22 protein-coding genes, 2 tRNA genes, 1 rRNA gene and 1 pseudogene are annotated in these 25,851 nt (G+C 45.4%); 16 read left to right on the plus strand and 10 right to left on the minus strand.

The window, feature by feature from the left end:
• Window positions 1-179: 179 nt before the first annotated feature.
• From F975_RS00020 to def, 4 genes are all read right to left on the minus strand, one after another.
• Window positions 180-255 (minus strand) — tRNA-Ala (locus F975_RS00020).
• A 67-nt stretch (window positions 256-322) separates the two neighbouring features.
• Window positions 323-399, minus strand: a tRNA-Ile gene (locus tag F975_RS00025).
• 60 nt (window positions 400-459) lie between these two features.
• Window positions 460-1,997, minus strand: a 16S ribosomal RNA gene (locus F975_RS00030).
• 498 nt (window positions 1,998-2,495) lie between these two features.
• A complete protein-coding gene (def, locus tag F975_RS00035; RefSeq protein ID WP_004749180.1) occupies window positions 2,496-3,026 on the minus strand; it encodes a peptide deformylase in 531 nt (176 codons plus the stop codon).
• A gap of 120 nt (window positions 3,027-3,146) precedes the next feature.
• On the opposite strand from def, the gene F975_RS00040 reads away from it, so the two are divergent.
• Genes F975_RS00040 through tsaC form a run of 3 tightly spaced genes read left to right on the plus strand, consistent with a single transcriptional unit; the run spans window position 3,147 to window position 6,035 of the window.
• Window positions 3,147-4,292, plus strand: a complete 1,146-nt coding sequence (locus F975_RS00040; protein WP_004749181.1) for a LysM peptidoglycan-binding domain-containing protein — start codon at window positions 3,147-3,149, stop codon at window positions 4,290-4,292.
• Between the two features lie 9 nt (window positions 4,293-4,301).
• Window positions 4,302-5,444, plus strand: coding sequence for a DNA-processing protein DprA (gene dprA, locus F975_RS00045; RefSeq protein WP_004749183.1), 1,143 nt, complete (start codon window positions 4,302-4,304; stop codon window positions 5,442-5,444).
• 21 nt (window positions 5,445-5,465) lie between these two features.
• Window positions 5,466-6,035, plus strand: coding sequence for an L-threonylcarbamoyladenylate synthase type 1 TsaC (tsaC, locus tag F975_RS00050; protein WP_004749184.1), 570 nt, complete (start codon window positions 5,466-5,468; stop codon window positions 6,033-6,035).
• 378 nt (window positions 6,036-6,413) lie between these two features.
• Here the strand turns inward: tsaC and F975_RS00055 are convergent, their stop codons facing one another.
• Window positions 6,414-6,908: a disulfide bond formation protein B gene (locus tag F975_RS00055; protein ID WP_004749185.1), complete on the minus strand. Its 495-nt coding sequence runs from the start codon at window positions 6,906-6,908 to the stop codon at window positions 6,414-6,416.
• Window positions 6,909-6,929: 21 nt separating this feature from the next.
• Entirely contained in the window at window positions 6,930-8,507 is a 1,578-nt protein-coding gene (gshA, locus tag F975_RS00060) for a glutamate--cysteine ligase (RefSeq protein ID WP_004749186.1), read from the minus strand.
• A 529-nt stretch (window positions 8,508-9,036) separates the two neighbouring features.
• Between gshA and F975_RS00070 the strand changes: the two genes are divergently transcribed.
• The 10 genes and pseudogenes from F975_RS00070 to ahr all read left to right on the plus strand — a co-directional run bounded on the left by F975_RS00070 (window position 9,037) and on the right by ahr (window position 17,079).
• Complete coding sequence (locus tag F975_RS00070; protein ID WP_004749188.1) at window positions 9,037-9,579, plus strand: CC0125/CC1285 family lipoprotein; 543 nt, start codon at window positions 9,037-9,039, stop codon at window positions 9,577-9,579.
• Window positions 9,580-9,600: 21 nt separating this feature from the next.
• Window positions 9,601-10,908, plus strand: a complete 1,308-nt coding sequence (locus F975_RS00075; protein WP_004749190.1) for a DUF445 domain-containing protein — start codon at window positions 9,601-9,603, stop codon at window positions 10,906-10,908.
• A 24-nt stretch (window positions 10,909-10,932) separates the two neighbouring features.
• Window positions 10,933-12,089, plus strand: a pseudogene (locus F975_RS00080) (methionine aminotransferase).
• A 227-nt stretch (window positions 12,090-12,316) separates the two neighbouring features.
• Window positions 12,317-13,069, plus strand: a complete 753-nt coding sequence (locus F975_RS00085) for a dienelactone hydrolase family protein (protein ID WP_004749192.1) — start codon at window positions 12,317-12,319, stop codon at window positions 13,067-13,069.
• A gap of 27 nt (window positions 13,070-13,096) precedes the next feature.
• Window positions 13,097-13,468, plus strand: coding sequence for an HIT family protein (locus F975_RS00090; RefSeq protein WP_004749193.1), 372 nt, complete (start codon window positions 13,097-13,099; stop codon window positions 13,466-13,468).
• Window positions 13,469-13,568: 100 nt separating this feature from the next.
• Window positions 13,569-14,597: an A/G-specific adenine glycosylase gene (gene mutY, locus F975_RS00095; RefSeq protein ID WP_004749194.1), complete on the plus strand. Its 1,029-nt coding sequence runs from the start codon at window positions 13,569-13,571 to the stop codon at window positions 14,595-14,597.
• Between the two features lie 84 nt (window positions 14,598-14,681).
• Window positions 14,682-15,182, plus strand: a complete 501-nt coding sequence (locus F975_RS00100) for a M23 family metallopeptidase (RefSeq protein ID WP_051064804.1) — start codon at window positions 14,682-14,684, stop codon at window positions 15,180-15,182.
• A 13-nt stretch (window positions 15,183-15,195) separates the two neighbouring features.
• Entirely contained in the window at window positions 15,196-15,441 is a 246-nt protein-coding gene (locus F975_RS00105; protein WP_004749196.1) for a hypothetical protein, read from the plus strand.
• A 30-nt stretch (window positions 15,442-15,471) separates the two neighbouring features.
• Entirely contained in the window at window positions 15,472-16,026 is a 555-nt protein-coding gene (locus F975_RS00110; RefSeq protein ID WP_004749197.1) for a DNA-3-methyladenine glycosylase I, read from the plus strand.
• Window positions 16,027-16,053: 27 nt separating this feature from the next.
• Window positions 16,054-17,079, plus strand: a complete 1,026-nt coding sequence (gene ahr, locus F975_RS00115; RefSeq protein ID WP_004749198.1) for an NADPH-dependent aldehyde reductase Ahr — start codon at window positions 16,054-16,056, stop codon at window positions 17,077-17,079.
• A gap of 47 nt (window positions 17,080-17,126) precedes the next feature.
• Here ahr and F975_RS00120 read toward each other — a convergent pair whose 3' ends face one another.
• Window positions 17,127-18,026, minus strand: a complete 900-nt coding sequence (locus tag F975_RS00120) for a LysR family transcriptional regulator (RefSeq protein ID WP_004749199.1) — start codon at window positions 18,024-18,026, stop codon at window positions 17,127-17,129.
• Window positions 18,027-18,137: 111 nt separating this feature from the next.
• Here F975_RS00120 and dkgB point away from each other — a divergent pair, with 111 nt between their 5' ends.
• Together dkgB and F975_RS00130 are read left to right on the plus strand one after the other, a co-directional pair.
• Window positions 18,138-18,941 carry a 2,5-didehydrogluconate reductase DkgB gene (gene dkgB, locus F975_RS00125; protein WP_004749200.1) on the plus strand — a complete coding sequence of 268 codons (804 nt, stop codon included), beginning with the start codon at window positions 18,138-18,140 and terminating at the stop codon, window positions 18,939-18,941.
• 10 nt (window positions 18,942-18,951) lie between these two features.
• A complete protein-coding gene (locus F975_RS00130) occupies window positions 18,952-20,130 on the plus strand; it encodes an MFS transporter (protein WP_004749202.1) in 1,179 nt (392 codons plus the stop codon).
• Window positions 20,131-20,179: 49 nt separating this feature from the next.
• Here the strand turns inward: F975_RS00130 and dapB are convergent, their stop codons facing one another.
• The 3 genes from dapB to F975_RS00145 all read right to left on the minus strand — a co-directional run bounded on the left by dapB (window position 20,180) and on the right by F975_RS00145 (window position 22,713).
• Window positions 20,180-20,986 carry a 4-hydroxy-tetrahydrodipicolinate reductase gene (gene dapB / locus F975_RS00135; protein ID WP_004749203.1) on the minus strand — a complete coding sequence of 269 codons (807 nt, stop codon included), beginning with the start codon at window positions 20,984-20,986 and terminating at the stop codon, window positions 20,180-20,182.
• Window positions 20,987-21,114: 128 nt separating this feature from the next.
• Window positions 21,115-22,233 (minus strand): molecular chaperone DnaJ, encoded by a 1,119-nt coding sequence (dnaJ, locus tag F975_RS00140; RefSeq protein ID WP_004749204.1) that lies wholly within the window; start codon window positions 22,231-22,233, stop codon window positions 21,115-21,117.
• A 102-nt stretch (window positions 22,234-22,335) separates the two neighbouring features.
• A complete protein-coding gene (locus F975_RS00145; protein ID WP_004749205.1) occupies window positions 22,336-22,713 on the minus strand; it encodes a hypothetical protein in 378 nt (125 codons plus the stop codon).
• 385 nt (window positions 22,714-23,098) lie between these two features.
• Between F975_RS00145 and ppc the strand changes: the two genes are divergently transcribed.
• Entirely contained in the window at window positions 23,099-25,786 is a 2,688-nt protein-coding gene (gene ppc, locus F975_RS00150) for a phosphoenolpyruvate carboxylase (RefSeq protein ID WP_004749206.1), read from the plus strand.
• The last annotated feature ends 65 nt before the right edge of the window (window positions 25,787-25,851 follow it).

Here is a 25,851-nt window from a genome sequence, read left to right on the forward strand (position 1 = left end):
AGTTGAACAATTTATTTCAGACTCAATTTTACCAATCTGTTAATGAGTTAATGTGTCCTCGTCGGATCACACTAATACCGTGATACTTAAATCACAGAAGTTAATAAAATTAAAACCCTTAGGTTTTTCTCTTACTAAATTCTGTAATCTTTAGCTCGAATTCTAATCTTCAGAATTCGTGGTGGAGACTAACGGAGTCGAACCGTTGACCTCCTGCGTGCAAAGCAGGCGCTCTACCAACTAAGCTAAGTCCCCAGCTTATCATTTCGATTTGTATATCTAAGTTTCTGTAACCTTGATCTCTCAATCTCAGTTGTAGACTTGGTGGGTCTGACAAGACTTGAACTTGTGACCCCACGCTTATCAAGCGTGTGCTCTAACCAACTGAGCTACAGACCCATTCGATATACCAGAAGAACAACTTGTTGTGGATTCTTACCAATCAATCCGTCTTTTCGTTAAGGAGGTGATCCAGCCGCAGGTTCCCCTACGGCTACCTTGTTACGACTTCACCCCAGTCATCGGCCACACCGTGGTAACCGCCCTCATTGCTGTTAGGCTAGCTACTTCTGGTGCAACAAACTCCCATGGTGTGACGGGCGGTGTGTACAAGGCCCGGGAACGTATTCACCGCGGCATTCTGATCCGCGATTACTAGCGATTCCGACTTCATGGAGTCGAGTTGCAGACTCCAATCCGGACTACGATCGGCTTTTTGAGATTAGCATCCTATCGCTAGGTAGCAACCCTTTGTACCGACCATTGTAGCACGTGTGTAGCCCTGGCCGTAAGGGCCATGATGACTTGACGTCGTCCCCGCCTTCCTCCAGTTTGTCACTGGCAGTATCCTTAAAGTTCCCGACATTACTCGCTGGCAAATAAGGAAAAGGGTTGCGCTCGTTGCGGGACTTAACCCAACATCTCACGACACGAGCTGACGACAGCCATGCAGCACCTGTATCTAAGTTCCCGAAGGCACCAATCCATCTCTGGAAAGTTCTTAGTATGTCAAGGCCAGGTAAGGTTCTTCGCGTTGCATCGAATTAAACCACATGCTCCACCGCTTGTGCGGGCCCCCGTCAATTCATTTGAGTTTTAGTCTTGCGACCGTACTCCCCAGGCGGTCTACTTATCGCGTTAGCTGCGCCACTAAGGTCTCAAAGACCCCAACGGCTAGTAGACATCGTTTACGGCATGGACTACCAGGGTATCTAATCCTGTTTGCTCCCCATGCTTTCGTACCTCAGCGTCAGTATTAGGCCAGATGGCTGCCTTCGCCATCGGTATTCCTCCAGATCTCTACGCATTTCACCGCTACACCTGGAATTCTACCATCCTCTCCCATACTCTAGCTAACCAGTATCGAATGCAATTCCCAAGTTAAGCTCGGGGATTTCACATTTGACTTAATTAGCCGCCTACGCACGCTTTACGCCCAGTAAATCCGATTAACGCTTGCACCCTCTGTATTACCGCGGCTGCTGGCACAGAGTTAGCCGGTGCTTATTCTGCGAGTAACGTCCACTTACTTTGGGTATTAACCAAAGAAGCCTCCTCCTCGCTTAAAGTGCTTTACAACCAAAAGGCCTTCTTCACACACGCGGCATGGCTGGATCAGGGTTCCCCCCATTGTCCAATATTCCCCACTGCTGCCTCCCGTAGGAGTCTGGGCCGTGTCTCAGTCCCAGTGTGGCGGATCATCCTCTCAGACCCGCTACAGATCGTCGCCTTGGTAGGCCTTTACCCCACCAACTAGCTAATCCGACTTAGGCTCATCTATTAGCGCAAGGTCTAATGATCCCCTGCTTTCTCCCGTAGGACGTATGCGGTATTAGCGTTCCTTTCGAAACGTTGTCCCCCACTAATAGGCAGATTCCTAAGCATTACTCACCCGTCCGCCGCTAAATCCAGGAGCAAGCTCCCTTCATCCGCTCGACTTGCATGTGTTAAGCCTGCCGCCAGCGTTCAATCTGAGCCATGATCAAACTCTTCAGTTTAAAATCATTGCACTTTACTAAAAGTGCTAAATCTGGCTCATTAATCTTACTGACTAAAAATTCGCTCAAATAAACTTCGAGAAATTTCTACCAATTCAATCAATGAAATATATATTCGACTGATCAACCAGTAAAAATCCACACAAGTTGTTCTTCCAATTCTCTTAATGATCTTCTCGATGATTCGTCATCATCAAGCTAGGTCGGCTATGTTACTCTATTTTATGATAAAGTCAACAGGTAATTTCGATATTTTTAAAACTCATTCAATCAACCTAAAATCTAACTTATCAAGCTAAATCCTTGTTAATCAACAAGTTTTTATCTGCATCACCGCCGATGGATACGCATTATAGACCATAACCATTCTAACGCAACCCCCTTTCTCAATATTTATCTCCACCTGTCTCTTTTTTATACTCAATTAAATTTAAGTTATTGTTATCTATAATTTTTATTTGCGCACTAAAAATTATCTATTTTAGCGCACAGATTAAATTAGCGTTTTACAGCTACTTTTTCACGCTCACGGCTACGCACAAGCTTTTCAACTTTTTCACGAGCACGCTGACGTTTTAAAGGTGAAAGATAGTCTACAAATAATTTGCCATCGAGATGATCCATTTCATGCTGGATACAAACCGCAAGTAAGCCATCAGCTTCTATTTCAATTTTTTCACCATCAAGGTTTAACGCTTCTATTTTGACGCGTGACGGACGTTCAACTTTATCGTATATTTGAGGAACTGACAGGCAGCCCTCTTCATAAGGTTGTATTTCTTCAGTTAATGGTGTGACTTTAGGATTAATAAAGACTAAAGGCTGATCTTTATCTTCAGATAAATCCATGACGATCAACTGAATATGACGGTCAACTTGAGTTGCTGCTAAACCTATGCCAGGAGCATGATACATCGTTTCAAACATATCTGCGGCAAGCTGACGAATTTCATCAGTAACTTCTTCAACAGGTTGTGCAATGGTACGCAGACGTGGGTCTGGGAAATTTAAAATGGGTAATAAGGCCATATGCCCTCCTCACAAATACCATTTATTTAACGGCCCTATGAAAAGCATGCTTCATAGAAAAATGTTAAGTAAGTTGGTTATTATAACGCAATTACAAATATCCATTTAGGAATTATGATAATGAAAAAGGTTTTACAGGGGACTGCCTTGGGGTTTAAAAAACATGTTCTTGCAGTTGCTTTGGGTCTAGGTTTGGGTCTCGGCAGTATTTCGATGGTCCATGCCGCATCACCTAATGTTGCACCTCTAACTTTAAAAACCAGCGCACCACACGTTTACGTTGTACGTAAAGGCGATACGCTTTGGGATATTGCAGGTAAATTTCTCAAAAAACCTTGGCGCTGGCCTGAAATTTGGGCACATAACCGTCATGTGAAAAACCCGCACTGGATCTATCCGGGTGACCGTTTGTTATTGTGTTCTTTTCATGGCAAACCTTTGGTAGGTAAAGATGAAGGTGATGGTTGTGCAGGGATTATTCGTCGCCATATGGGCAGCATCAACCTAAAACCACAGGTTCGTGTTGAATCTTTAAATGATGCCATTCCTGTGGTTCGTCTCAGCGACATTGACGTCTGGTTATATCGTGCCAATATTGTTGCACCTGAATCACTCACCAATACACCGTATATTGTCGGTGCTGCCGATAACCGCTTGCTGGGTGGTAGTGGGCAAAAGATTTATGCTCGTGGCAATGGTTTAGCAGTCGGTCAGAATTATGGCATCTACCGCCAAACTCAACCTTATCTATTTAAGGATGCTCAGGGTAAAGAATATAACGCGGGGGTTGAGCTTATTCAGGTTGCAAGTGCAGTATCAACTGCAGAAAACAATAATGGCGACCTGACGACTTTAGAAGTGACTAAGAGCTTCAATCAGGAAATCCGTCGTGGTGATTTCGTCTTGCCTGAATACCAAAATGACTTGCCTTCAATTTTCTACCCAACTAGCAAAAATGAAGTGACTGGAAATGGTCAAATTGTTCGGGTGCTTGGTTCAATTGGTCAAGCAGCAAAACGTAGCGTTGTGACCATTGACCGTGGCTTGCTAGATGGCGCGAAAACCGGACAGGTATTTAGTGTTTACCAACAAGGTGAAGTAATTAAAGACGTCAAAACAGGACAACTCGTGACTTTGCCACAAGAAGAAATTGGTACAATCATGATTTTCAAAACATTTGACCATTTAAGTTATGCTTATGTGTTAGAGAGCAGCCTACCGATTAAAGTGGGTGCATCAATCCAAGCACCTTCAATGTCAGACTAAGGGTGTTTTATGCTGAACCAGATCAGCAAGTCTCAACTCGACAGTCTTCGCTTGTGGTATTTGGTTCAGCATTCTTTATCGAGTTACCAGCAACTGATTCACTTCTTTGGAAGTGCGGAACAGGCAACTACGCCTACAAATTTGCAGCAATGGTCAAAACTCAGACTACATAAAAATCATGTTCAACGCGCCGAGCAGTTTCAACAGGCGAGTGAGCAAAAGAATTTCCAGAGCATGCTCGATTGTTTAATACAGCATTGCGATTTTATTTGTCTCGCTGAAGACAGCAATTATCCAACACAGCTACGACCTTATGCAGATAAACCTCCCATTTTGTTTGGGCAAGGTAATCTTTTTAATTTAAGCCAGCCGCAAATTGCAATTGTGGGTAGCCGTAAAGCCAGCCCACATGGCTTACAGATCAGTTATGATTTTGCGTATTATTTGGCAGAAAAAGGCTTTTTTATTACCAGTGGCTTGGCTCAAGGAATTGATCAGGCAGCACATATTGCAGGTATTAAGCATCAAAAAACCATTGCAATCATGGCAACAGGCATTGAACAGACCTATCCTGCTGCCCACGTGCAGCTCCGTCAGCAAATTGTGGCTGAAGGTGGTTGTGTGATTACTGAATTTTTACCCTTTACCAAACCGTTACAGCACAATTTTCCTCGACGCAACCGTATTGTCAGTGGTTTGAGTTTAGGGGTGCTGGTGGCTGAAGCAGCGCTAGAAAGTGGTTCTTTGATTACGGCCAAACTGGCAGCAGAACAAGGCAAACAGATTTTTGCTATTCCTGGGCATATTTATAGTGAATATCATCGGGGGTGCCACCAACTGATTCGCGAAGGCGCAACCTTGGTAGATCACCCTGAACAGATCATTGAAGATTTGGCATTACCAACCCAATGGCAAATTCAACAGCAAGATATTCCCACTGCAACAGCATCGGATATTCCCGAACATTTACAGACCTTATATCAGCAACTCGACTGGGTTGGGCAGGATCTAGATACGCTTGCAAGCAAGTTCACCATGACGATTGATGAACTCACAGCACAACTGATGGAATTGGAACTTTTAGGCTTGTGCTTACAACAGGCAGGGCGTTATAGTCGTTGCCGTGCAGCAACTGCACCCTGCTTTTCTTAATTCTCCATAGAGCGTAAAAACATGATCACCTATTCAGTGGAACATGCCGCCGAGCTTTTGCAGCATGGTCAAGTGTTAGCTTATCCAACTGAAGCCGTTTGGGGTTTAGGTTGTGATCCGATGAATCAGCAAGCATTTCAGAAAATTTTAGCCCTGAAACAGCGCCCAATTGAAAAAGGTGTCATTTTGCTTGCCAGTGATGTTGAACAGGTTGAAGCCTTACTCGCACCACTTGATCAAACTCGTCAACAAGAAATTATCGCGAGCTGGCATAATCGCCAAGCTCATGAGCGTGGCTTGACTTGGCTTCTTCCGAATCAAACAGCGATTCCTGAATGGATTACAGGTCAGCATCCACGGGTTGCGGTTCGGGTCACCAACCATCCCCTCTGTCAGCAACTATGTCGCGCTTTTGGCAGTTTTATTGTATCGACTAGTGCCAACCCCGCAGGTCTGGATCCTGCATGCAATCTAGAGCAGGCTCAAGCCTATTTTGCAGATCAGCTCGATTATCTGGATGGTGAACTTGGGCAAAGCCCTTTACCTAGCCGAATCATTGATGCAGTCACTGGGCAAGTCATTCGTGATTAAGTGTTTTTTTAAATTAAAATAGTTAGGCAAAAAAAAGCTCAGCCAGAAAGTAAGAGGCTGAGCGTATAAAGCTGTGACGTTTGCACATCTATAGGGTTTCAACTAAAAATCATATGATCTTTGTCTGATAACATTACTAATTATGACGAAAACACAGTTATTTGAACAATAGTTTTTATGTCTAAGTTGACTAATTTAGTCAAAATAGGTTTCCTAATAGAATCTTCCAAAGATTAGCCATGCGTTTTATGAAAATAGATCACTGATTCCACTTTCATTTTTAATGAAATTATTGTGCATTTGGTATAAAAAAACGACCAAAATAAATTGATCGTTTTTTATAAGGATTTGTATTTTTTATGGCGGGGTTTAGCTAAATTAGTGATAACGGCGCAGCATTTGCCAGATACAGACCAGAAGCAAAATTGTAAAAAATAGACAAGACCATACAGATAAAGGCTGACCCAAGAATGTCCAGTCAATTTTGGCACACTCACCCGAACCCGTCAGCACTTCAGCAAATACTTCCTTCAAGGGTAAAACATCAATCAGATAATTTAAACCTGGCCCACAACTCGGCACTTGGTCAGGTGGTAAATGCTGTAGCCAAATTTGGCGCGCGGCAACCCCTGCTGACCAGACCATACCCAATCCAGCAAGGAAGGCATACGCGCGCTTTAATTTATCCGAGACTGGATTGTGAATCAGGGCAAGCAATGCGATAAGCCCCATCGCAATCAGCCCAAGACGCTGAAAAATACACAGCGGACATGGCTGTAGACCTTTGACATGTTCGAGATACAGCGCAAATGACATGCCAATAATACTGATCAATACCAATAAGGCATTGACAAGACGATAACTCAAGCGCAAATGCTTTCCCCTTATTCTATTTTAGCGAAAGTTCGCCAGATATTCTTTAAATGTAGGTTGTGATGTCTGTTCAAGCTGTTGTTGCTGCTGCAATGAAGCACCAACCAAATCCTGAAAATAATCCTGTGTATCATCAGACAAGCGATGCTGTTGATAAGCTTGAGTATGCATTTCAGCCAACTGGCTTCCCAAACGCCATGTTCCACCTGCTTGCAGCATGTCATCAATAACCTGTGCTGAAAGCGTGGTTTTGGGATCATCAATTCGCTGTTGCATCACGGTCAAAGCATCAACATAAATCGTGGTCGATTCAATTTGATCCAGCACTGTTGCAACAGGGTGCATCGCATCTAGATGCAACTGTAACCAGTCTGCAATAGCATAGCTTGCAGTTAAAGTTTGAATAGTGGCATTTTCAGCACGCCCACGTTCCACAACTTCTGCTTGATTTTTCTCAATTAACTCCTGCTCTGCAACAGAGATTTCAGGGCTATCTTGTAACAAACAGTACAGTGCCAGACTTTCTAAAAACCCTGCGCTATTGGTCTCGATACCAATCGGGCTATAGGGGTTAACATCGACCGCACGCAGCTCAATATAAGCCACGCCGCGTTTTGCCAAAGCTTCGGATGGTGTTTCATTGCCCTGTGGAACTTGTTTCGGGCGCACCAGACTGTAGTATTCATTTTCAATTTGCAAGATATGATCATTGATCTGAATCGGCTCACCCTGTTCATCATCTAGCCCGAGCTGGCTAAAGGCAGGATAAGGCGTTTTCACCGCAGCCTGTAACCCTTGCAAGTAGCCTTGTAAATTGTTGTAGTGAATACCCAATTGTTTTTGTGCCGAATTCTGATAACCATGTCGTCCCATACGCAACGCTGTTGCATATGGCAAATGCAAGGTACCGCCCACCAATGGTTGTAGTTTATGTTCACGCCCAATCAAAAAGGTCTTACAGACTGTGGGGCTTGCCCCAAGCAGATACATCACCATCGGTGTCAGGCGAATAAAATTACGAATCAAGCCAAAGTAACGATGGCTACGATAATCTTGCAGGCTTAAGGCTTTGAGCTCTGGATCTGGTTCATGCTGTTGCAAACGTTCAAACAGTTGGTCTGGAAACGAAATATTGTAATGCACCCCGGCAATGGTCTGCATACGGCGCCCATAGCGCACTCCCAAACCTTTACGATATAAGGTCTTAAAACGCCCGATATTGGATGAACCATATTCTGCCAGTGGGATTTGCTCTTCATCCTGATCCAGCATACATGGCATCGACATGGGCCAAAGTTTTTCCCCTTCTGGCAAATGCTGATTAGCGACATGATGAATATTGCTTAAATAGTTCAGGGTGTCGGCAATATTTGGCTGGGGTGGTGTAATGAATTCTAATAAGGCTTCAGAATAATCCGTGGTGATGTGCGGATGGGTTAAGGCAGAGCCTAAAGCAACGGGATGTGGCTGTTGTGACAAATAACCATCGGGCTGCATGCGTAAAGTTTCACGTTCAATACCGCGCAACATTCCTGTGACTACAGATGCGTCTACCCAAGTTGGCACAATAGTTTGAGAAACGGCGTTGGGTTGACTCATGTTCTTCACTCACTCGAATTGAAATTATCATCTAGATCAAATGGACAAATTATACTGATTATCATGACAGTAGGTATCAAATAATGATGATGGGCTGTTGCCACGCAAAATTGTAACCATAAACCGCCATGAGCATGCATGAAAAATGTGAATTGCATTGAAAAATAATTGCAAAACGATGCTCAATACAGGGCAAAAGTGAAAATAGCCAATAACTTGCCCGCGCATTGCAGGTTCATACTGCAAATCTTTTATTTCAGACCAACGGTAATCACCTCAGAAATAAATAGATAAAACAATATCTTAAATTTTATATCCTTTTATTTATCCCTTGCTTATTCATCGTCAATCCACAATCATGATTAAAAATCATGTTGTTTGATAACAACAAAATCTCAATTGATTCTTCCAAGCATGACCTTCATGGTAATGGATATAGGGTCGCTACAGCAGAACGACAAGTCGCATTTTTATAATGCATTGATGATCAACGATTTTTAATAAAATCTCTCGATTTTGGAGCAGCCATATGAACAAATTGATTCCATGTCTGAGCTTGAGTCTCGCACTCGGTCTGTCCGCCTGTAGTACTCTGCCCAGCAAGCCCCGCACATTTGACCAGTTGGGACAATTTTCCAGTTATCCACTCAACAACCAGACTTATCGCATTGGCTTCAAAGCTAGGTCCGATTTAAGTTATGGTACGGCTGAAGAAATTACCTTGGTCAAAGCCGCACAAACTACCGTCAAAAATGGTTTTCACTACTTTAAAGTGCTGAATGACCCAAGTAACCGCACGCAACAACCACCGCGTAAAGCAGTCGTGTATCCTGACCCGATGTTCTACCCGTATAGTTTCCGCCATCCTGGATTTTATGACCCGTGGTACAACATGCCACAAGTCGTCACCATTGACCCTGTTGAAGTGTCCTATACAATTGAATGCTATAAAGATCAGAAAAATACCCCGAGCGATGCCTTTGATGCCTTTCTGATTTTGAAATCAATCGGGCAAAAATATGGGGTCAGCAGCAATGGCGATGTTCTCTTGCCTGCGACACCTCCTCATTAATGTGACCTGTTAGGAATCTACATGAGTCCGACCACTCAAACCACCTCAACCAATTTACAACGCAGTAAACGCTTTGCCAGTATCGCCTTAATCATGGCTGTACTGGCATGGTTGGCACTCATGCTCTTGGCGAAGTTTTTACCCAATGATGTATGGCTCATTCATATTCTGATGCTATCAGCAGAAGCAGGTGTAGTGGGTGGTTTGGCAGACTGGTATGCAATTACGGTATTGTTCCGTAATCCTTTCGGCAAAATGCCGATTCCGCGTTTCCTGCTCGATCACACCGAAATTATCCCACGTAACAAAGCCCGCATTGCCGAGTCGATGGGGCGTTTTGTGCAGGAAAACTTTTTATCGCCTGAAGTGGTTGAGCGTAGCCTGAAACAAACCGATTTGAGTTTGAGTGTTGGGCGCTGGCTTGCCAGCCCTCAAAATAATGCTCAGGTTACTCAGCTTATGCAGCAAAGCCTGCCACAGATACTGGACTTTGTTGGACAGGAGCAAATTGCTGGGTTTATTCAAAGTAACAGTGTGCAATGGGTACGTAATACCCAAATCAACAGTTTAGCCAGCGAAATGCTACGTGCTGTTTTGGACAATGACTTTCATCAGGATTTACTTCAACGAGGTCTGGATTTGGCACACGACTGGGTCACCTTCCACCCTGAACAAACCCGTGAACTGACCCAGCGGATTTTTCAGGAACTAGGCGTATGGAAGATTGCCAAAGGCTTTCACTGGATCGGGATTGATATGCAGCAACGCATGATTGACAGCCTGATTGGAAAAGTTGAAGCCATGTTGGCAGACCCTGAGCACCCGTGGCGACAGTATATTGAAAATTATGCACAAACCTTGATGTTAGAACTGCGTGATCCCGACAGTGAAGCCAGCCTGCGCCTGAATACCACCAAAAATGCCCTGCTCGACAGCCCGCAAATGCTGAATTTTATCAGCGGTGCGGTGGTGATTTTATGTAATGCGATCAAACAGGACTTACAAAAAGAACCATCGGGCATTGCACAAAATCTGCGGGCGGCAATTGAACTGGTCGGGCAAAACCTGATGGAAAATGACAAGGTTCGCGAGATTCTGAATCAGCGCCTGAGTCAGTTGGCAATTCAAATCAGTGATCAATACAGTAACAAAGTCATCCGTTTTATTAGCCAGCGTATTCATGAATGGGATTCTTCGGAAATGATTGGCAAAATCGAAAATGAGGTTGGCGGTGATTTGCATATGATTCGGGTCAACGGCGTGATCGTTGGCGCATTTATTGGGTTATGCTTGGGAATGATTCGCGCAGCGATTGAATACCTGATTTAAATCAAAAATTAGAGAAAAACCTTCATGTTGTCATTCCCGTCCAAACTCCCTGCTCAGGGCGTCACCATCTTTAGTCAAATGTCAGCACTCGCACAGCGCCTGAATGCGCTCAATCTGTCACAGGGTTTCCCTGACTTTGCAGCCCCTGAAGCACTGCTCGATTGTCTGGTTGAGGCAACACGACAGGGCTTTAACCAATATGCCGCAGGTGATGGCTGGTTGCCGCTACGTGAACAGGTGGCGCAGCAGTTTGCACAACGCGATCAGTTGCAACTCGATATCACACAAGAAATTACCATTACTTCTGGCGCAACCATTGCATTGTACTGTGCCATTCAGGCCCTGATTCATGCAGGCGATGAAGTGATTATTTTTGATCCGAGCTATGATAGATACGCGCCTGCAGTGGAACTAGCAGAAGGCGTGAGTGTACGGATTCCCCTGCTTACACCTGATTTTCAGGTGGACTGGCAACGCGTCAAAGACAGCATTAACTCACGTACCCGTATGATCATTATCAACACACCGCATAACCCAAGCGGAGCGATTTGGTCAAAACAGGACTGGCTAACCCTGATTGAATTGATCGAAGCACACAATATTGTCGTGCTCTCCGATGAAGTCTATGAACACCTGATTTATGATGGGCAGCGCCATTACTCGGCATTGTCATTTCCTGAATTACGCCAGCGTAGTCTTGTGGTCGGCTCGTTTGGCAAGACTTTTCATGTCACAGGCTGGAAAACCGGTTACTGTGTGGCTGCACCTGAGCTGATGCATCTGTTTCGGCAGGTATACCATTTGCTAGCTTCTGCGGCAATACCCCGTGCCAAGTGGCACTCAGCCAGTTTATGCAACAGCACCCAGAACATATTCAGCAGCTCGCCAGTTTTTATCAGCAAAAACGTGATCTGTTTAATGCAGGGCTGGCTCAGTCCAAGTTTATGTTTACACCGACTCAAGGCACCTATTTTCAAAATGTTGCCTATAGTCAGATTCGACCTGACCTGAACGATGTTGAGATGTGTCAGTGGCTCGCCGAACAGCATAAAGTGGTCGCTATCCCAATTTCAGTCTTTTATGCACAGCCACCACAAAACTTGCGTTTACTACGCTTTTGCTTTGCAAAAACAGAGCAAACCCTTGCCCAAGCCTGCGAAATTCTTGCCCAAGTCAGCTAAGTAAATCTGATACCTGCCTGCACTTGCCAAATCTGGTGCAGGCACGGTCACAATCATCATTTAACAAACTGATTCAAAATAAATAATTTAAATTTATCTATGTTATAAATATGGTAATTTTCAACAAATATGTAGATTTTTCACACAATAACAAAAATTCTATGCTTTAATCAAAATTGATTCAGTATATTAAATCAGACTTCTTCATCATAAGGATTGTGCCCACCATGAGCACCATAATTACTCGCGAAATTCAATATACCGCGCCAGATGGTAAAAATTTAGTTGGTTTTTTTGCAGCACCGCAAAGTGATACCCCAGTTGCAGCGATTCTGGTCGCGCCTGAATGGTGGGGGCGTAATGAATATGTGATTCAACGGGCGAAACAACTGGCTGAACATGGCTATGCGGCATTTGCTATCGACATGTATGGTGATAAGCAAACCACAGAACAAGCCAGTCAAGCCAACACCTGGATGATGGAAACTTTCCAGCAACCGAACACGATTGTTGAGCGTGTGACTGCGGCGCTGAGTACATTGGCAGCACAACCTGAAGTGGATGCGGCTCGCCTAGGTGCAATCGGTTTCTGCTTTGGTGGAAAAGTGGTTTTGGACTTAGCGCGCTCTGGTGCAGACATCAAAGCTGTTGCCACGTTCCACGGTAACTTGTCGACCGCTGCTCCTGCTGAAAAAGGCAAAATTAAAGCAGAAATCTTAGTGTTACACGGTGAACTCGACAGCATGGTCACACTCGACAATGTCGAGAGCTTCAAGCAGGAAATGCAGGCTGCCGAGGTTAAGCATGAGGTGATTATTTTAGCCAATGCCAAACATGGTTTTAGTAACCCACTTGCGGATGTACGCGCCAAAGCCAATGGCGTTGACCTTGGCTACAATGCGCAAGCCGAACGTGCAGGATTAGATGCGATGTATCAACTGCTCGCACGTGACTTGCAGCCTAAACCCGATTTTCTTTGATTGCTGTTGATTAAGTAGGAGGCCACCATGACTGAGCACTGTGCTTATTGCGATTTTGATGACTATGATGTGATTGCCAAAAATGACTTTGGCGCGATTTTTCCCGAGCCTCGCCCTCTATCTGAAGGGCACATGGTGATTATTCCATTACGGCATGTCAGTTCATTTTTTGATGTCACGGATAAAGAGCGCAAAAGCATGCTCTCTTTGCTTGAACAGGCACGCAATGAGCTGGAACTTCGCTATCATCCCGAGGGTTATCACATCGGGTTTAATGACGGCAATGTCTTTGACGAAGTTTCACAGCATTTGCACATTCACGTGATTCCACGTTACAAAGGGCAGCAGCTCAAGCTTGATAAGCGTTGGGGAATTCTGCAACCGTCTGATGTAAAATAACTGACTTTCTCTAGGCAGTGAAGATCTCTCAGCATATCTTCACTGCCTTTTTTATGTGTGCTTGACGTATACTACCTCGCGGTTCTGAGGTGCTATGTTCATGTCTGATTTTTCGTTTTCCGATGCTTTACTCACTTGGTTCGACCAACATGGTCGGCATGATTTGCCGTGGCAAATTGCCGATGATCCCTATAAAGTCTGGGTCTCAGAAATCATGTTGCAACAAACCCAAGTGAAAACCGTGTTGCAATATTTTGATCGTTTTATTCAGCGTTTCCCAACGGTTAAAGCGCTTGCTCAGGTCAGCTGGGATGACGTTGCACCTTACTGGGCAGGCTTGGGTTATTACGCTCGCGCACGTAACTTGCATAAAGCTGCCCAAATCGTCGCAGCGCAAGCAGATTTCCCCCAGACGTTAGAAGGCTGGATGGCTCTGCCTGGCATTGGGCGTTCCACCGCAGGTGCACTGATGTCTTTGGGTCTACGCCAGTACGGCGTGATTATGGATGGCAATGTCAAACGCGTGTTGGCACGTTTTTTTGCCATAGAAGAGGACTTAAGTAAACCTGTACATGAACGTGAGATGTGGGCACGTGTCGAGCAGCTTTGTCCCACAGAACGTAACCATGACTATACCCAAGCGATTATGGATTTAGGGGCAACCATTTGCACCCCGAAAAAACCGCTGTGTCTGTACTGTCCAATGCAGCAGCATTGCCAAGCACATCAGCAAGGAATTGAAACAGAACTGCCTTTCAAGAAAGCCAAAAAACCTGTGCCTGTAAAACAAGCCGAAGTGCTGTTGCTGCGCCATCAAGATCTGTGGTTATGGCAACAGCGCCCTACCCTAGGATTATGGGGAGGCTTGCATTGCCTACCGATTTTTGCAGAGCCAAATGAACTGGAACAACAACGCAACATACTGGGCTTAGCCAGCACCCAATACCTGACCCAGATTCGTCACAGCTTTACCCATTTCACTTGGGAGCTGAATGTACAACAAATTACAGTTGACAGCGATGAGATGGAACATCTACAAATAGAACTTGGCGGTGAATGGCTCACCCCACAACAGGCAATTGACCGAGGCATTCCAACAGCCATGAAAAAACTGATTCAAAACGTTTAAACAAATATACGGCATGCTGTTGGAAAATACTGATTCAAAGGACACTGTATTTTGCGTTTTCTTTCACATGCTGTTTTAATTTTAATGGTCATCGTTTTGGCTGCATGTAGTTCAACTCCCAAAAAAACTACTCCACTGCCCAGCCAGCAAGTCAGCCGCCTCAAAGCAATGCGATTAGGTTTTCATCTTCCGATTCCTGTCAAGGGCATCAAAGCAGATCAGCTCACCGATACATGGGGGGCTTCACGCAGTGCAGGACGTCGGCATGAAGGAATTGATATACTGGCACCTCGCGATAGCAAAGTAACCAGTGCCACCGAAGGTCTGGTCGCCAGTCTGCAAAGCAATACGCTCGGCGGCAATGTGATCTGGATTTTAGGGCCTGCGGGGTCTTGGCATTATTACGCCCATCTGGAAAAATCTAAACGCGGCTTGAAAGTCGGAGATTATGTGCATACTGGTGACCTGATTGGCTATGTCGGCAACAGTGGCAATGCACAGCATACCGTCACCCATTTACACTATGGGATTTATCTGGATGGAAAAGGTCGCGGTGCCGTCAATCCATTCCCCTATTTACGTTAGGAAGTCTTGTTTCATGTCTGAAGCCCTCATACAACGTCTGGTTGAATTTGCCGAATCGGGCAATCAACAAAAAATCCAGCTGCACGGTCAGTGCTATCAGGGCTGGATCATGGAAATTGCAGAAAATGGTCTACTGATTAGCACGGGTTATAATGATAAGGTCGGTAAAGATGTATGGCTGTCTCTGGAAGATTTACAACAGGCCGAACTATTTTACTGGGACACAAAAAATGATCAGTGGACAAGCTTCTCCCTTTAAATTTAAAGAATAACAATCAGGAATTTTGTCATGTCACTACAACGCTGCCGCTGGTGTTCCGATAATCCGCTGTATATCGACTACCACGATCAGGAATGGGGCAAACCTTTATATGACGAAGCACAACTGTTTGCATTGCTTTGTCTTGAAGGTCAGCAGGCAGGGTTGTCCTGGATTACAGTACTGAAAAAACGCGACTGTTACCGCCAGCATTTTTTTCAGTATTCAATCCAAGAGATTGCTGAACTCTCCGATACTGACTTAGAAAAAAAACTGCAAGATGCAGGTTTAATTCGCCACATCGGCAAGCTCAATGCCATTCGTGCCAATGCACAGGCATGGCTTGCCTTAAAACAGGACACAGGTGATGTGGTGACATGGTTATGGCAGTTTGTCGCTGCCAAACCAATCCATAATGTGGTGCCGAATTATCGTGAAGCACCCGCACAAACCGAAATTAGCCAGAAACTCTCCAAAACTTTAAAAAAGCACGGCTTTAAATTCGTTGGTGCCACCACCTGCTATGCTTTCATGCAAGCCTGTGGCATGGTCAACGATCATGAAGATGACTGCTTTTGTAAATAACAATACATCCATAACAAGGAGTGCGTCATGAGTGAAAACCGAATTCGTAGCTATGCAGCATTAACCGCCAAATCAGCTTTAGTTGCATACGAGTTTGATGCGGGCGAACTGCAACCCCATCAGGTCGAAGTCAAAGTAGAATACTGCGGCTTGTGTCACTCCGACCTGTCGATCATTGATAATGATTGGGGAGTTTCCCAATATCCAGTGGTGGCTGGACATGAAGTCATTGGCAAAATTATACGTTTGGGCAGTGAAGCCAAAGGCTTGAAACTGGGACAACGTGTCGGGATTGGCTGGACAGCAGAAACCTGCCAAGCCTGTGACCAATGCCTTTCAGGGCAACAGGTACTGTGTACAGGTGAACATAAAGCCACAATTGTTGGACATGCAGGCGGTTTCGCCGATAAGGTTCGTGCAGGCTGGCAGTGGGTGATTCCCCTTCCCGATGACCTAGCTCCTGAAAGCGCAGGTCCCTTATTGTGCGGTGGCATCACTGTTTTTGACCCGTTGTTAAAGCATCAGATTCAAGCCATTCACCATGTCGGTGTGATCGGGATTGGTGGTTTGGGGCATATGGCCATCAAACTCCTTAAAGCATGGGGCTGTGAAATTACCGCATTTACCTCAAATCTCGATAAAGCCGATGAACTCAAAGCCATGGGCGCAGACCATGTGGTCAACAGTCGCGACAGCGCAGCACTGAAAGCCCAAAAAGGCAAATTTGATTTATTGCTCAGTACCGTCAATGTCACCCTTGACTGGACAAGCTATTTGCATACACTGGCGCCGAATGGCAGCGTGCATCTGTTGGGCATTCCACTGGAGCCGATTGCCACACCGGCCAATTTATTGATTAGCGGTGCCAAATCGATTACAGGCTCACCGACAGGTTCACCTGCGGCATTACGTACACTGCTCAACTTCGCTGCCCGCAAAAATATTGCCCCACAAATTGAACTCTTCCCAATGTCCCAGATTAATGACGCAATTGCCCGCTTGCACTCAGGTCAGGTGCGTTACCGCGTGGTACTCAAAGCCGATTTTGACTAATTCACAGCCGTATTTCCTGACAGTGGCAAACCCATCAAAACCGTTTGTCACTGATTGGGAAAACCTTGTGCCAGTTGTTCTGCCAAAAATTCAATCAACAGTCGCACCCGTTTCGGCAAATGCTCTTGCTGATAATATACTGCCTGAATCACCTGCTCTTTAAACACAGTCTGCTCGGTCAAGATCGGAATCAGATCCTGTTTTTTTAAATCCTGATGAATCATAAATTCTGACAAACAGGCAATGCCATTGCCATACAATGCCAGTTTACGAATGGTTTCCCCTGTATTTGCTGTCAAATCAGGACAGATTTTCAGGGCTTGCCCCTGTTTTAAAATCGGCCAGACATTCAGGTGTGGATGCTGACTAAAACCAATCAGTTGATGTTGCAATAAATCATCTACCGACTGCGGGCAACCATGTTCAGCCAAATAACTGGGGCTAGCAACCAGATATAAACGGCTACGAATCAAAAATTTGGCATGTAATGAAGAATCATGCAAATTGCCAATCCGAATCGCCACATCGGTTTTTTTCTCCAGTAAATCCACAATCTGATCATTGCTGTTTAGCTCAATCTTAATATGTGGATAGCAACGGCGAAATTGCTGAATCAGGGGCGCCATGACATGCAGCACAAATGAGGTTGCTGCATCGACCCGAATCAAACCTGCAATATCACTGTCAGATTTCAACAGTGCATCTTCCACAGCAGACAGATCATTTAAAATTTGCCGTGCGCTTTGCAAAAACAACTGTCCTTCCTGCGTCAGTTTTAAACGGCGTGTCGTGCGTTCCAACAGGGTCACACCCAGTTTTTGCTCCAGACGGCTCAGGGCACGGCTAACGCCTGACACGGTTTGTTTCAGTAAATCGGCGGCGGCTCCCAAGCTGCCTGTATCCACAACGGCGATGAACACCTGTAACTCTTCGATGCTGGATTTCACCTTCCACCTATTCTTGATAAATCATCAAAAATATTTTGCATATTTGTGTATTTTTCAGCAACAGAAAACCAAGCAAAATAGTCAACATCTGAAAATAACTGAGCATATCCTATGCATATTCCTCGTTTTGGTTTAGGGGCATTCCGCCTGAAAGATCAGGTGGTGATTGATTCGGTCAAAACTGCGCTAGAGGTGGGCTATCGTGCTATCGATACTGCCCAGATTTATGACAATGAAGCACAGGTTGGGCAAGCCATTACTGAAAGTGGCGTAGCGCGTAATGAACTGTTTCTGACCACAAAAATCTGGGTGGATAATTTTAGCCCTGAAAAATTTATTCCAAGTCTGAAAGACAGCTTGCACAAACTGCGTACCGATGCGGTCAACCTGACCTTGATTCACTGGCCAGCACCGAAAATGGGGGTGAATATCAGCGAAGTTTTGCAGCTTTTACTCGAAGCCAAACAGCAAGGTTTAACTGAACAGATCGGGGTTTCCAACTTCAATATTGCCCTGAGCCAACAGGCGATTGATGTAATTGGCAAACAGCACATCGCCACCAATCAGGTTGAACTGAGTCCATATTTGCAAAACCGCAAATTGGTCAATTTCTTGCAGGCTCAAGATGTTGATGTCACCTCTTACATGACTTTGGCCTATGGCAAAGTGCTGCATGATCCTGTGTTAAATGCGATTGCCGCTGAGCATCAGGCATCGAGTGCTCAAGTGGCACTGGCATGGGCATTGCAAAAAGGTTTTGCCGTGATTCCCTCTTCAACCCGGCGTGAACACTTGTTGCATAACTTACAGGCACAAGCGTTACAGCTCAGTGCTGAAGAGATGCAGCAAATTGCACAGCTAGAACGTAACGGACGTGAGATCAACCCTGAACAGCTCGCGCCAGCGTGGGATTAAAGGATCACCTATGAAAATCAATTTACCCTTACTGGCTTTAGCGATTGGTGCATTTGCGATTGGCACGACTGAATTTTCTCCGATGGGCTTATTGCCCAATATTGCGCATGACCTCGGCATTAGCATTCCCACTGCGGGCATGTTGATTACAGGTTATGCGCTCGGGGTGATGATTGGTGCACCGATCATGACCTTGTGGTTTGGACATTTTCCACGGCGTAAGGCGCTGATTATCCTGATGGCAATTTTTACTCTTGGTAACCTGATCGCAGCAATTGCCCCCAATTATTTAAGCCTGATGGGCGCTCGGGTGATTACCAGTTTAAACCACGGCGCATTCTTCGGGATTGGTTCGATTGTAGCAACCAGTGTGGTACCCAAAGACAAGCAAGCCAGTGCCATCGCCATGATGTTTATGGGGCTGACTATTGCCAATATTGGTGGTGTGCCACTGGCGACATGGTTCGGTCAGCATATTGGCTGGCGCAGTTCTTTTGTGGGAATTGCTGTGCTGGGCATTATCACCATGCTGTCCCTGTATAAAGCTTTACCACAAGGTTCAGTGGGACAAAAACCCGATGTCATGCAGGAGCTGAAAGTTTTGACCCGCCCCGCAGTGATGTTGGCGCTGTTAACCACAGTGATGGGTTCAGGCATTTTATTTACCCTATATACCTATATCGCACCGACACTCAGCACAATTACTCATGCATCACCGAATTTTGTCACCTTCATGCTGGTGTTGGTCGGACTCGGATTTTCGATTGGTAACCACTATGGCGGCAAGTTTTCCGACCAGTCGATTAACCGTACCTTGATTGGCTTTTTAGTCGTTTTAATGGTGTTGATGGCGCTGTTCCCGATTTTAGCCAAAACGCCAATTGGCGCAGCCATCTCGCTGATTGTTTTTGGTGCAGCAACCTTCGGTCTGGTTCCACCATTACAAATGCGGGTCATGTCAGTTGCCCATGAAGCCTCTGGACTGGCATCTTCCGTCAATATCGGGGCATTTAACTTGGGCAATGCGCTAGGTGCCGCACTCGGTGGTGCTGTACTAAGCATGAATCTGGGTTATGCCGCCGTTCCAGTCAGTGGTGCAGTCCTCGCGGCACTGACCCTAATTCTGGTGTTGGTACAAAAACTCCTGTATCAACATGACAATCCTGCTGCTTGCCAAGCCTCAGCCTAAAATGCAAAAAGCCAGTCACAAGACTGGCTTTTTTATATCTGGCAAGATCTTACAAGCCTAGAACATCTTTCATGTCGTATTTGGCTGCATCACGCCCTACAACCCATGCTGCTGCACGTACCGCACCTGAGGCAAAGTTCATACGGTTGGTGGCTTTATGTGTCACTTCTACACGCTCGCCTTCACCAATAAACATCACGGTATGTTCACCGACAATGTCGCCACCACGGATGGTTTCAAAGCCAATGGTTTGACGATCACGTGGACCTGTATGTCCTTCACGACCATACACCGCCACTTCTTTTAAGTTACGACCCAAGGTATCCGCAACCGCTTCGCCCATCATGAGTGCAGTACCCGACGGTGCATCGACTTTATGACGGTGATGTGCTTCAATGATTTCAATATCAACCGTATCGCCAAAGACTTGTGCTGCAAGCTCTAACAGTTTAATCGAAACATTAACCCCTACAGAATAGTTGGCTGCATACACCACTGGAATCTGTTTTGCCGTGTCATTGAGCAATTGTTTTTGCTCATCTGACAAACCTGTGGTGCCAATGACCATCGCCACACCTGCATCACGGCAGATTTTCAAATGTTGTTCAGTCGCCACAGGTGCTGTGAAATCAATCACCACATCCACATCTGCCAAAACCGCTTCGAGTGAACCTGAAACTTTCACACCTACCGCACCAATACCTGCCAGTTCGCCAGCATCTGTGCCGACCAAAGAACTTTCTGGGCGTTCTACCGCTGCTGCAAGTTGATAACCAGCTTGTTGCACAGCCTGAATCAAGATGCGACCCATACGACCGCCAGCACCTAAAATGCCGATACGTGGTGATGTAGACATGTTGTCATTTCCTAAATTTTTTAATCAATGTGCTTACTATAACAAAACTTATTTCTATGCATGTGCAATCTGATATAAAAAAACCTGCTTTTGGGCAGCAGGTTTTTTCTAAAAATCAATCAGACAGATCAGTCAAATAAACGATCAAAGAATGATTTTTTCTTGGCACTCGAATGCTGATCATTGCCATCCATCGTTGCTTGCAACTCTTTGAGCAATTCACGTTGACGTGCAGTCAAATTCACTGGTGTTTCAACAACAATACGACAGAGCAAATCACCGACCATATTGTTACGTACAGGACGAACGCCTTTGCCGCGTAAACGGAATACTTTGCCGTTTTGCGTACCTTCAGGAATTTTCAGACTCACACGACTATCAAGGGTTGGAATCTGGATTTCTTTACCTAAAGCGGCATCGGCCACGCTAATCGGCACATCCATATACAGGTCAGCACCATCGCGCTGGAAGATTTCATGTTCACGCACCACAACTTCAACATACAAGTCGCCTGCCTGACCATCACGAATCGCTTCGCCTTTCCCTGTTAAACGTACACGATCGCCATTGTCCACGCCTGCAGGAATTGTCACTTCCAGCGTTTGCTGACGATCTGTCACACCTGAGCCATGACATTTCTGACATGGGTTTTTAATGATTTTACCTTGTCCACGACAGGTACCACAGGTTTGCTGTACAGAGAAGAAACCCTGCTGCATACGCACCTGACCTGCACCATGACAGGTTTTACAGGTTTCGACGTCATTCGGTTGTTGCGAGCCTTTACCATCACACGCCTCGCACGGCGCAGGTGCAGTAAAGGTAATGGTTTTTTTCACGCCTTTTACGGCTTCTTCAAGGGTTAGTTCCATCACATAGCGTAAGTCGGAACCACGGCGCTGACGTTGCTGTTGACGTCCACCACCACCAAATGCTCCACCGAAAATATCGCCAAATTGACTAAAAATATCTTCCGCACTAAAGCCACCAAAGCCGCCGCCAGCACCACCACCAAAGCCACCTTCAAAGGCATTGTGCCCCATACGGTCATACATGCTGCGCTTTTCACCATCGGAAAGCACTTCATAGGCTTCTGCTGCTTCTTTGAATTTTTCTTCAGCTTCAGGGTTGTCAGGGTTGCGGTCTGGGTGGTATTTCATCGCCAACTTGCGGTAGGCTTTTTTAATTTCATCATCACTAGCAGTTTTAGAAACGCCTAAAACCTCATAATAATCACGTTTAGCCATGACAGGCGATGCTCCTCACGGAATTTCAAATAGAACAACTTCCAAGTAAAGTTGGGATCTTTACCTGTTTTACAAGGCAACAGAGTGAAAAAAATCGTGAAATTAAAATACTGCTTTCTTTTTGAAATACTTAGACAAGCCTTGAATAAAGCAGTTTAAGAAATACATCCACGCAATAAAGGCAAAAATCACACCTGCGACTGTACAGCCAGTGACCCAAAGCATGTCGTTCCAAGCATAAAATGCCAATGGAATAAACCATAGCCCTGCAAACACGCCCATCACCATAAATAAAATCACACTACGCATCACCCAGATGCCATGTGCCTGAATCCAGACTTCAGCTTGAGAACTATGAGCAACTTTAGCTGCGAGCAAATATGCAATTAATCCTGTCACAATCGTAAATAGTGCCAAAAACATAAACATATACGCCATTGTTATATAATGACGATGCTGCTCAACCTTGTCTTGCGCCATGGAAATTTGACCCCTTCACGACATAGGACATGCCCTGAAAAAATGATTATACGATTTGGGAAAATTGACCTGTTACTATAGGTGAGTTTTGTAATTTTCGCATCCTTTTCCATAATTTTTTTCCGCCAAAAACTAGACTATTTCACAAAAAAACAAGTTTTTTCCTAACCTGTCAGTCATCTACTGGCAATTTGCCCGAGTGATCTGAATTTTCCAGTCGGCCGTCTACTCAAAACCAACATTTTTTCCGAGCTTACACGACCAATGGCTAAAGGCTTTTCTAGATAAATTTGTTATGTTTAGATAAAAGCGACACTCTGATATAAAAGACAATTCTCTTTTTATATTTCAATAGACCATAGTTCATCCCATAAGGAATTTAAATATGGCACAACATATCGATGCTCCATTACGCGAAGACGTCAGACTACTGGGCAATTTACTGGGAGAAACCCTAAAAGCTCACGCAGGTCAGGACTTGTTTAATCAAGTCGAACAAATTCGTGCTCTCGCCAAGGGTGCTCGCGATGGACAAATCGAAGCGGAAAAACAGTTAGAACAACTTTTTCTCAATCTTGAAGATAAAGAAATTTTACCGCTCACGCGTGCCTTCACCCATTTCCTGAATTTTGCCAATATTGCTGAACAGTACCACGTAGTACGTAGCCGCCGTGCCAGCGAATTCGATGAAAATCAGCCCTCTCCAAATCCGCTCGAACCGTTATTTGAAAAATTTAAACAACGACAAATTTCGGCAGAAACGCTCTATCAACAAATTTGCGATTTAAATATTGAACTGGTACTGACCGCGCATCCAACCGAAGTTAGCCGCCGTACCCTGATTCAAAAATATGATGATATTAACCGTTGCCTCGAACAACTTGATCAGCAAAAACTGACCCCGAAACAGCGTCAGCAAGCCTTAGAAAAACTCAAACAACTGATTTGCTCAGCCTGGCAGACCGATGAAATCCGCCGCCAAAAACCAACCCCAATTGATGAAGCAAAATGGGGCTTTACCGTCATTGAGCAAACTTTATGGCAAGCGGTACCGAAGTTCATCCGTGAGCTGAACGAACTAGTTCAGGTACATTGTGGACAGGCGTTGCCAACCCACATAACCCCGATCCGTTTTGCCTCATGGATGGGTGGTGACCGCGACGGTAACCCGAATGTCACCCATGACGTCACCCAGCAAGTGTTGTGGTTCTCGCGCTGGCAAGCCACCGAGCTATATTTACGTGACCTCGAAAGTCTGCGTTGGGAACTGTCAATTCAGCAATGTTCGGATGAACTACGTCAGGCACTTGGTCGTGAACATGCCGAGCCTTACCGTGAATATTTACGCGATCTGCGCGAACGTCTACGCATTACCCGTCAGTGGCTGTCTGACAAACTGCAAGGTCTGGAAACCATCGAAGATCATCGGGTGATTCGCCATAAAGCAGAATTACTTGAACCACTACTCCTTTGCCATCGTTCTTTAATCGACAGTAACTTGCCTGAAATTGCCAATGGCAACTTGCTCGACTTTATTCATCGTGTGCACTGTTTCGGGATTGAACTGCTGAAACTCGATATTCGTCAGGAATCGGGACGCCACCGTCAGGCGCTGTCTGCGATTACTGAATATTTAGGTCTAGGCAATTTTGAAACTTGGACTGAACAGGCACGCCAGAACTTCTTGCTCAATGAACTGCAAAGTAAACGCCCACTACTACCCAAATTACTGAATGAACCAGAAGATAGCCTGATTAATCATCCCGATGTTCAGGAAGTTTTTGCGACCATGCGCACACTGGCAGAACAACCTGCTGAGTCTTTAGGTGCGTATATTATTTCAATGGCAGAACATCCGAGTGATGTCTTAGCAGTACTGCTATTACAGAAAGAAGCAGGAATACAAAAACCATTACGCATTGTGCCTTTATTTGAGACCCTCAAAGATTTAGACGGCGCTGCCCACACCATGAATACGCTGTTCAATATGCAATGGTACAAACAGCATATTCAGGGTAAACATGAGGTCATGATTGGTTATTCGGACTCGGCCAAAGATGCTGGCTTTATGTCGGCAAACTGGGCGCAGTACCGTGCTCAGGAAGAGTTGACTGCGGTTGCCCAAGCGCATGATGTCCGTCTGACCCTGTTTCATGGTCGCGGCGGTTCGATCAGCCGTGGTGGTGCACCGACTCAGCAAGCCTTGTTTTCACAACCACCAGGTTCTATCTCAGGTTCGATTCGCGTCACCGAACAGGGCGAAATGATCCGCTTCAAGTTTGGTATTGAAGGTGTTGCGCTGCAAAATATGGAAGTCTATACAGCAGCGACTTTAGAGGCGACTTTGTTACCGCCGCCTGTACCAAAAACTGAATGGCGTGAACTGATGCATCAAATGACTGAAACTTCAGTCAAGGTCTATCGCCAGACTGTGCGGGAAAATCCACATTTTGTTGAATACTTACGCACCGTGACGCCAGAACTTGAGCTACAAATGTTGCCTCTTGGTTCACGCCCTGCCAAACGTCGTGTCAGTGGTGGGATTGAATCCTTGCGTGCCATTCCTTGGGTGTTTGCATGGACACAGATTCGTTTGATGTTGCCTGCATGGCTCGGCACAGGTGCAGCGCTGGATGAAATTATTGCCCAAGAGCAAAAAGCTAAACTGGATGAAATGCTGCAACAGTGGCCGTATTTCCAGACTCTGATCGACATGCTGGAAATGGTGCTGTCTAAAGCAGATGCAGATATTGCCTGGTACTATGAAAGCCATCTGACTCAAAATGAGCATCTGCATGCGTTGGGCAATGAACTGCGTCAACGCCTGCAAGATGCGATTGATACCTTACTGATTCTCAAAGGAGAATCGGAGCTGCTCAGCCAAAATGAAGTACTGGATCAATCAATGCGAGTGCGTAAAACCTATTTGCTGCCACTGCACTTGCTACAAGCGGAACTGATGAAACGCCGCCGTGAGTATCTGGCACAGCATCAGGCAGAACACACGCCTGTCGATCATGCCTTAATGGTGAGTATTACAGGGATTGCCGCAGGTCTGCGTAATACAGGCTAATTGCTCAACCCTTATACAACCTGACTTACTCGTCCATGTGGCGAGTAAGTCTTTTTTATTTAAAC

Source organism: Acinetobacter brisouisimilis (genome assembly GCF_000368265.1).
GTDB lineage: Bacteria > Pseudomonadota > Gammaproteobacteria > Pseudomonadales > Moraxellaceae > Acinetobacter.

What these genes read in the sequence shown, in the direction of transcription:
- mutY (WP_004749194.1), top strand. Translation starts at nt 13,569, where the DNA reads ATGTCTGATTTTTCGTTTTCCGATGCTTTACTCACTTGGTTCGACCAA.
- F975_RS00100 (WP_051064804.1), top strand. Translation starts at nt 14,682, where the DNA reads ATGGTCATCGTTTTGGCTGCATGTAGTTCAACTCCCAAAAAAACTACT.
- ppc (WP_004749206.1), top strand. Translation starts at nt 23,099, where the DNA reads ATGGCACAACATATCGATGCTCCATTACGCGAAGACGTCAGACTACTG.
- tsaC (WP_004749184.1), top strand. Translation starts at nt 5,466, where the DNA reads ATGATCACCTATTCAGTGGAACATGCCGCCGAGCTTTTGCAGCATGGT.
- F975_RS00130 (WP_004749202.1), top strand. Translation starts at nt 18,952, where the DNA reads ATGAAAATCAATTTACCCTTACTGGCTTTAGCGATTGGTGCATTTGCG.
- F975_RS00110 (WP_004749197.1), top strand. Translation starts at nt 15,472, where the DNA reads ATGTCACTACAACGCTGCCGCTGGTGTTCCGATAATCCGCTGTATATC.
- dprA (WP_004749183.1), top strand. Translation starts at nt 4,302, where the DNA reads ATGCTGAACCAGATCAGCAAGTCTCAACTCGACAGTCTTCGCTTGTGG.
- gshA (WP_004749186.1), bottom strand. Translation starts at nt 8,507, where the DNA reads ATGAGTCAACCCAACGCCGTTTCTCAAACTATTGTGCCAACTTGGGTA.
- F975_RS00145 (WP_004749205.1), bottom strand. Translation starts at nt 22,713, where the DNA reads ATGGCGCAAGACAAGGTTGAGCAGCATCGTCATTATATAACAATGGCG.
- def (WP_004749180.1), bottom strand. Translation starts at nt 3,026, where the DNA reads ATGGCCTTATTACCCATTTTAAATTTCCCAGACCCACGTCTGCGTACC.
- ahr (WP_004749198.1), top strand. Translation starts at nt 16,054, where the DNA reads ATGAGTGAAAACCGAATTCGTAGCTATGCAGCATTAACCGCCAAATCA.
- F975_RS00085 (WP_004749192.1), top strand. Translation starts at nt 12,317, where the DNA reads ATGAGCACCATAATTACTCGCGAAATTCAATATACCGCGCCAGATGGT.
- F975_RS00075 (WP_004749190.1), top strand. Translation starts at nt 9,601, where the DNA reads ATGAGTCCGACCACTCAAACCACCTCAACCAATTTACAACGCAGTAAA.
- dapB (WP_004749203.1), bottom strand. Translation starts at nt 20,986, where the DNA reads ATGTCTACATCACCACGTATCGGCATTTTAGGTGCTGGCGGTCGTATG.
- F975_RS00040 (WP_004749181.1), top strand. Translation starts at nt 3,147, where the DNA reads ATGAAAAAGGTTTTACAGGGGACTGCCTTGGGGTTTAAAAAACATGTT.
- dkgB (WP_004749200.1), top strand. Translation starts at nt 18,138, where the DNA reads ATGCATATTCCTCGTTTTGGTTTAGGGGCATTCCGCCTGAAAGATCAG.
- F975_RS00070 (WP_004749188.1), top strand. Translation starts at nt 9,037, where the DNA reads ATGAACAAATTGATTCCATGTCTGAGCTTGAGTCTCGCACTCGGTCTG.
- dnaJ (WP_004749204.1), bottom strand. Translation starts at nt 22,233, where the DNA reads ATGGCTAAACGTGATTATTATGAGGTTTTAGGCGTTTCTAAAACTGCT.
- F975_RS00105 (WP_004749196.1), top strand. Translation starts at nt 15,196, where the DNA reads ATGTCTGAAGCCCTCATACAACGTCTGGTTGAATTTGCCGAATCGGGC.
- F975_RS00090 (WP_004749193.1), top strand. Translation starts at nt 13,097, where the DNA reads ATGACTGAGCACTGTGCTTATTGCGATTTTGATGACTATGATGTGATT.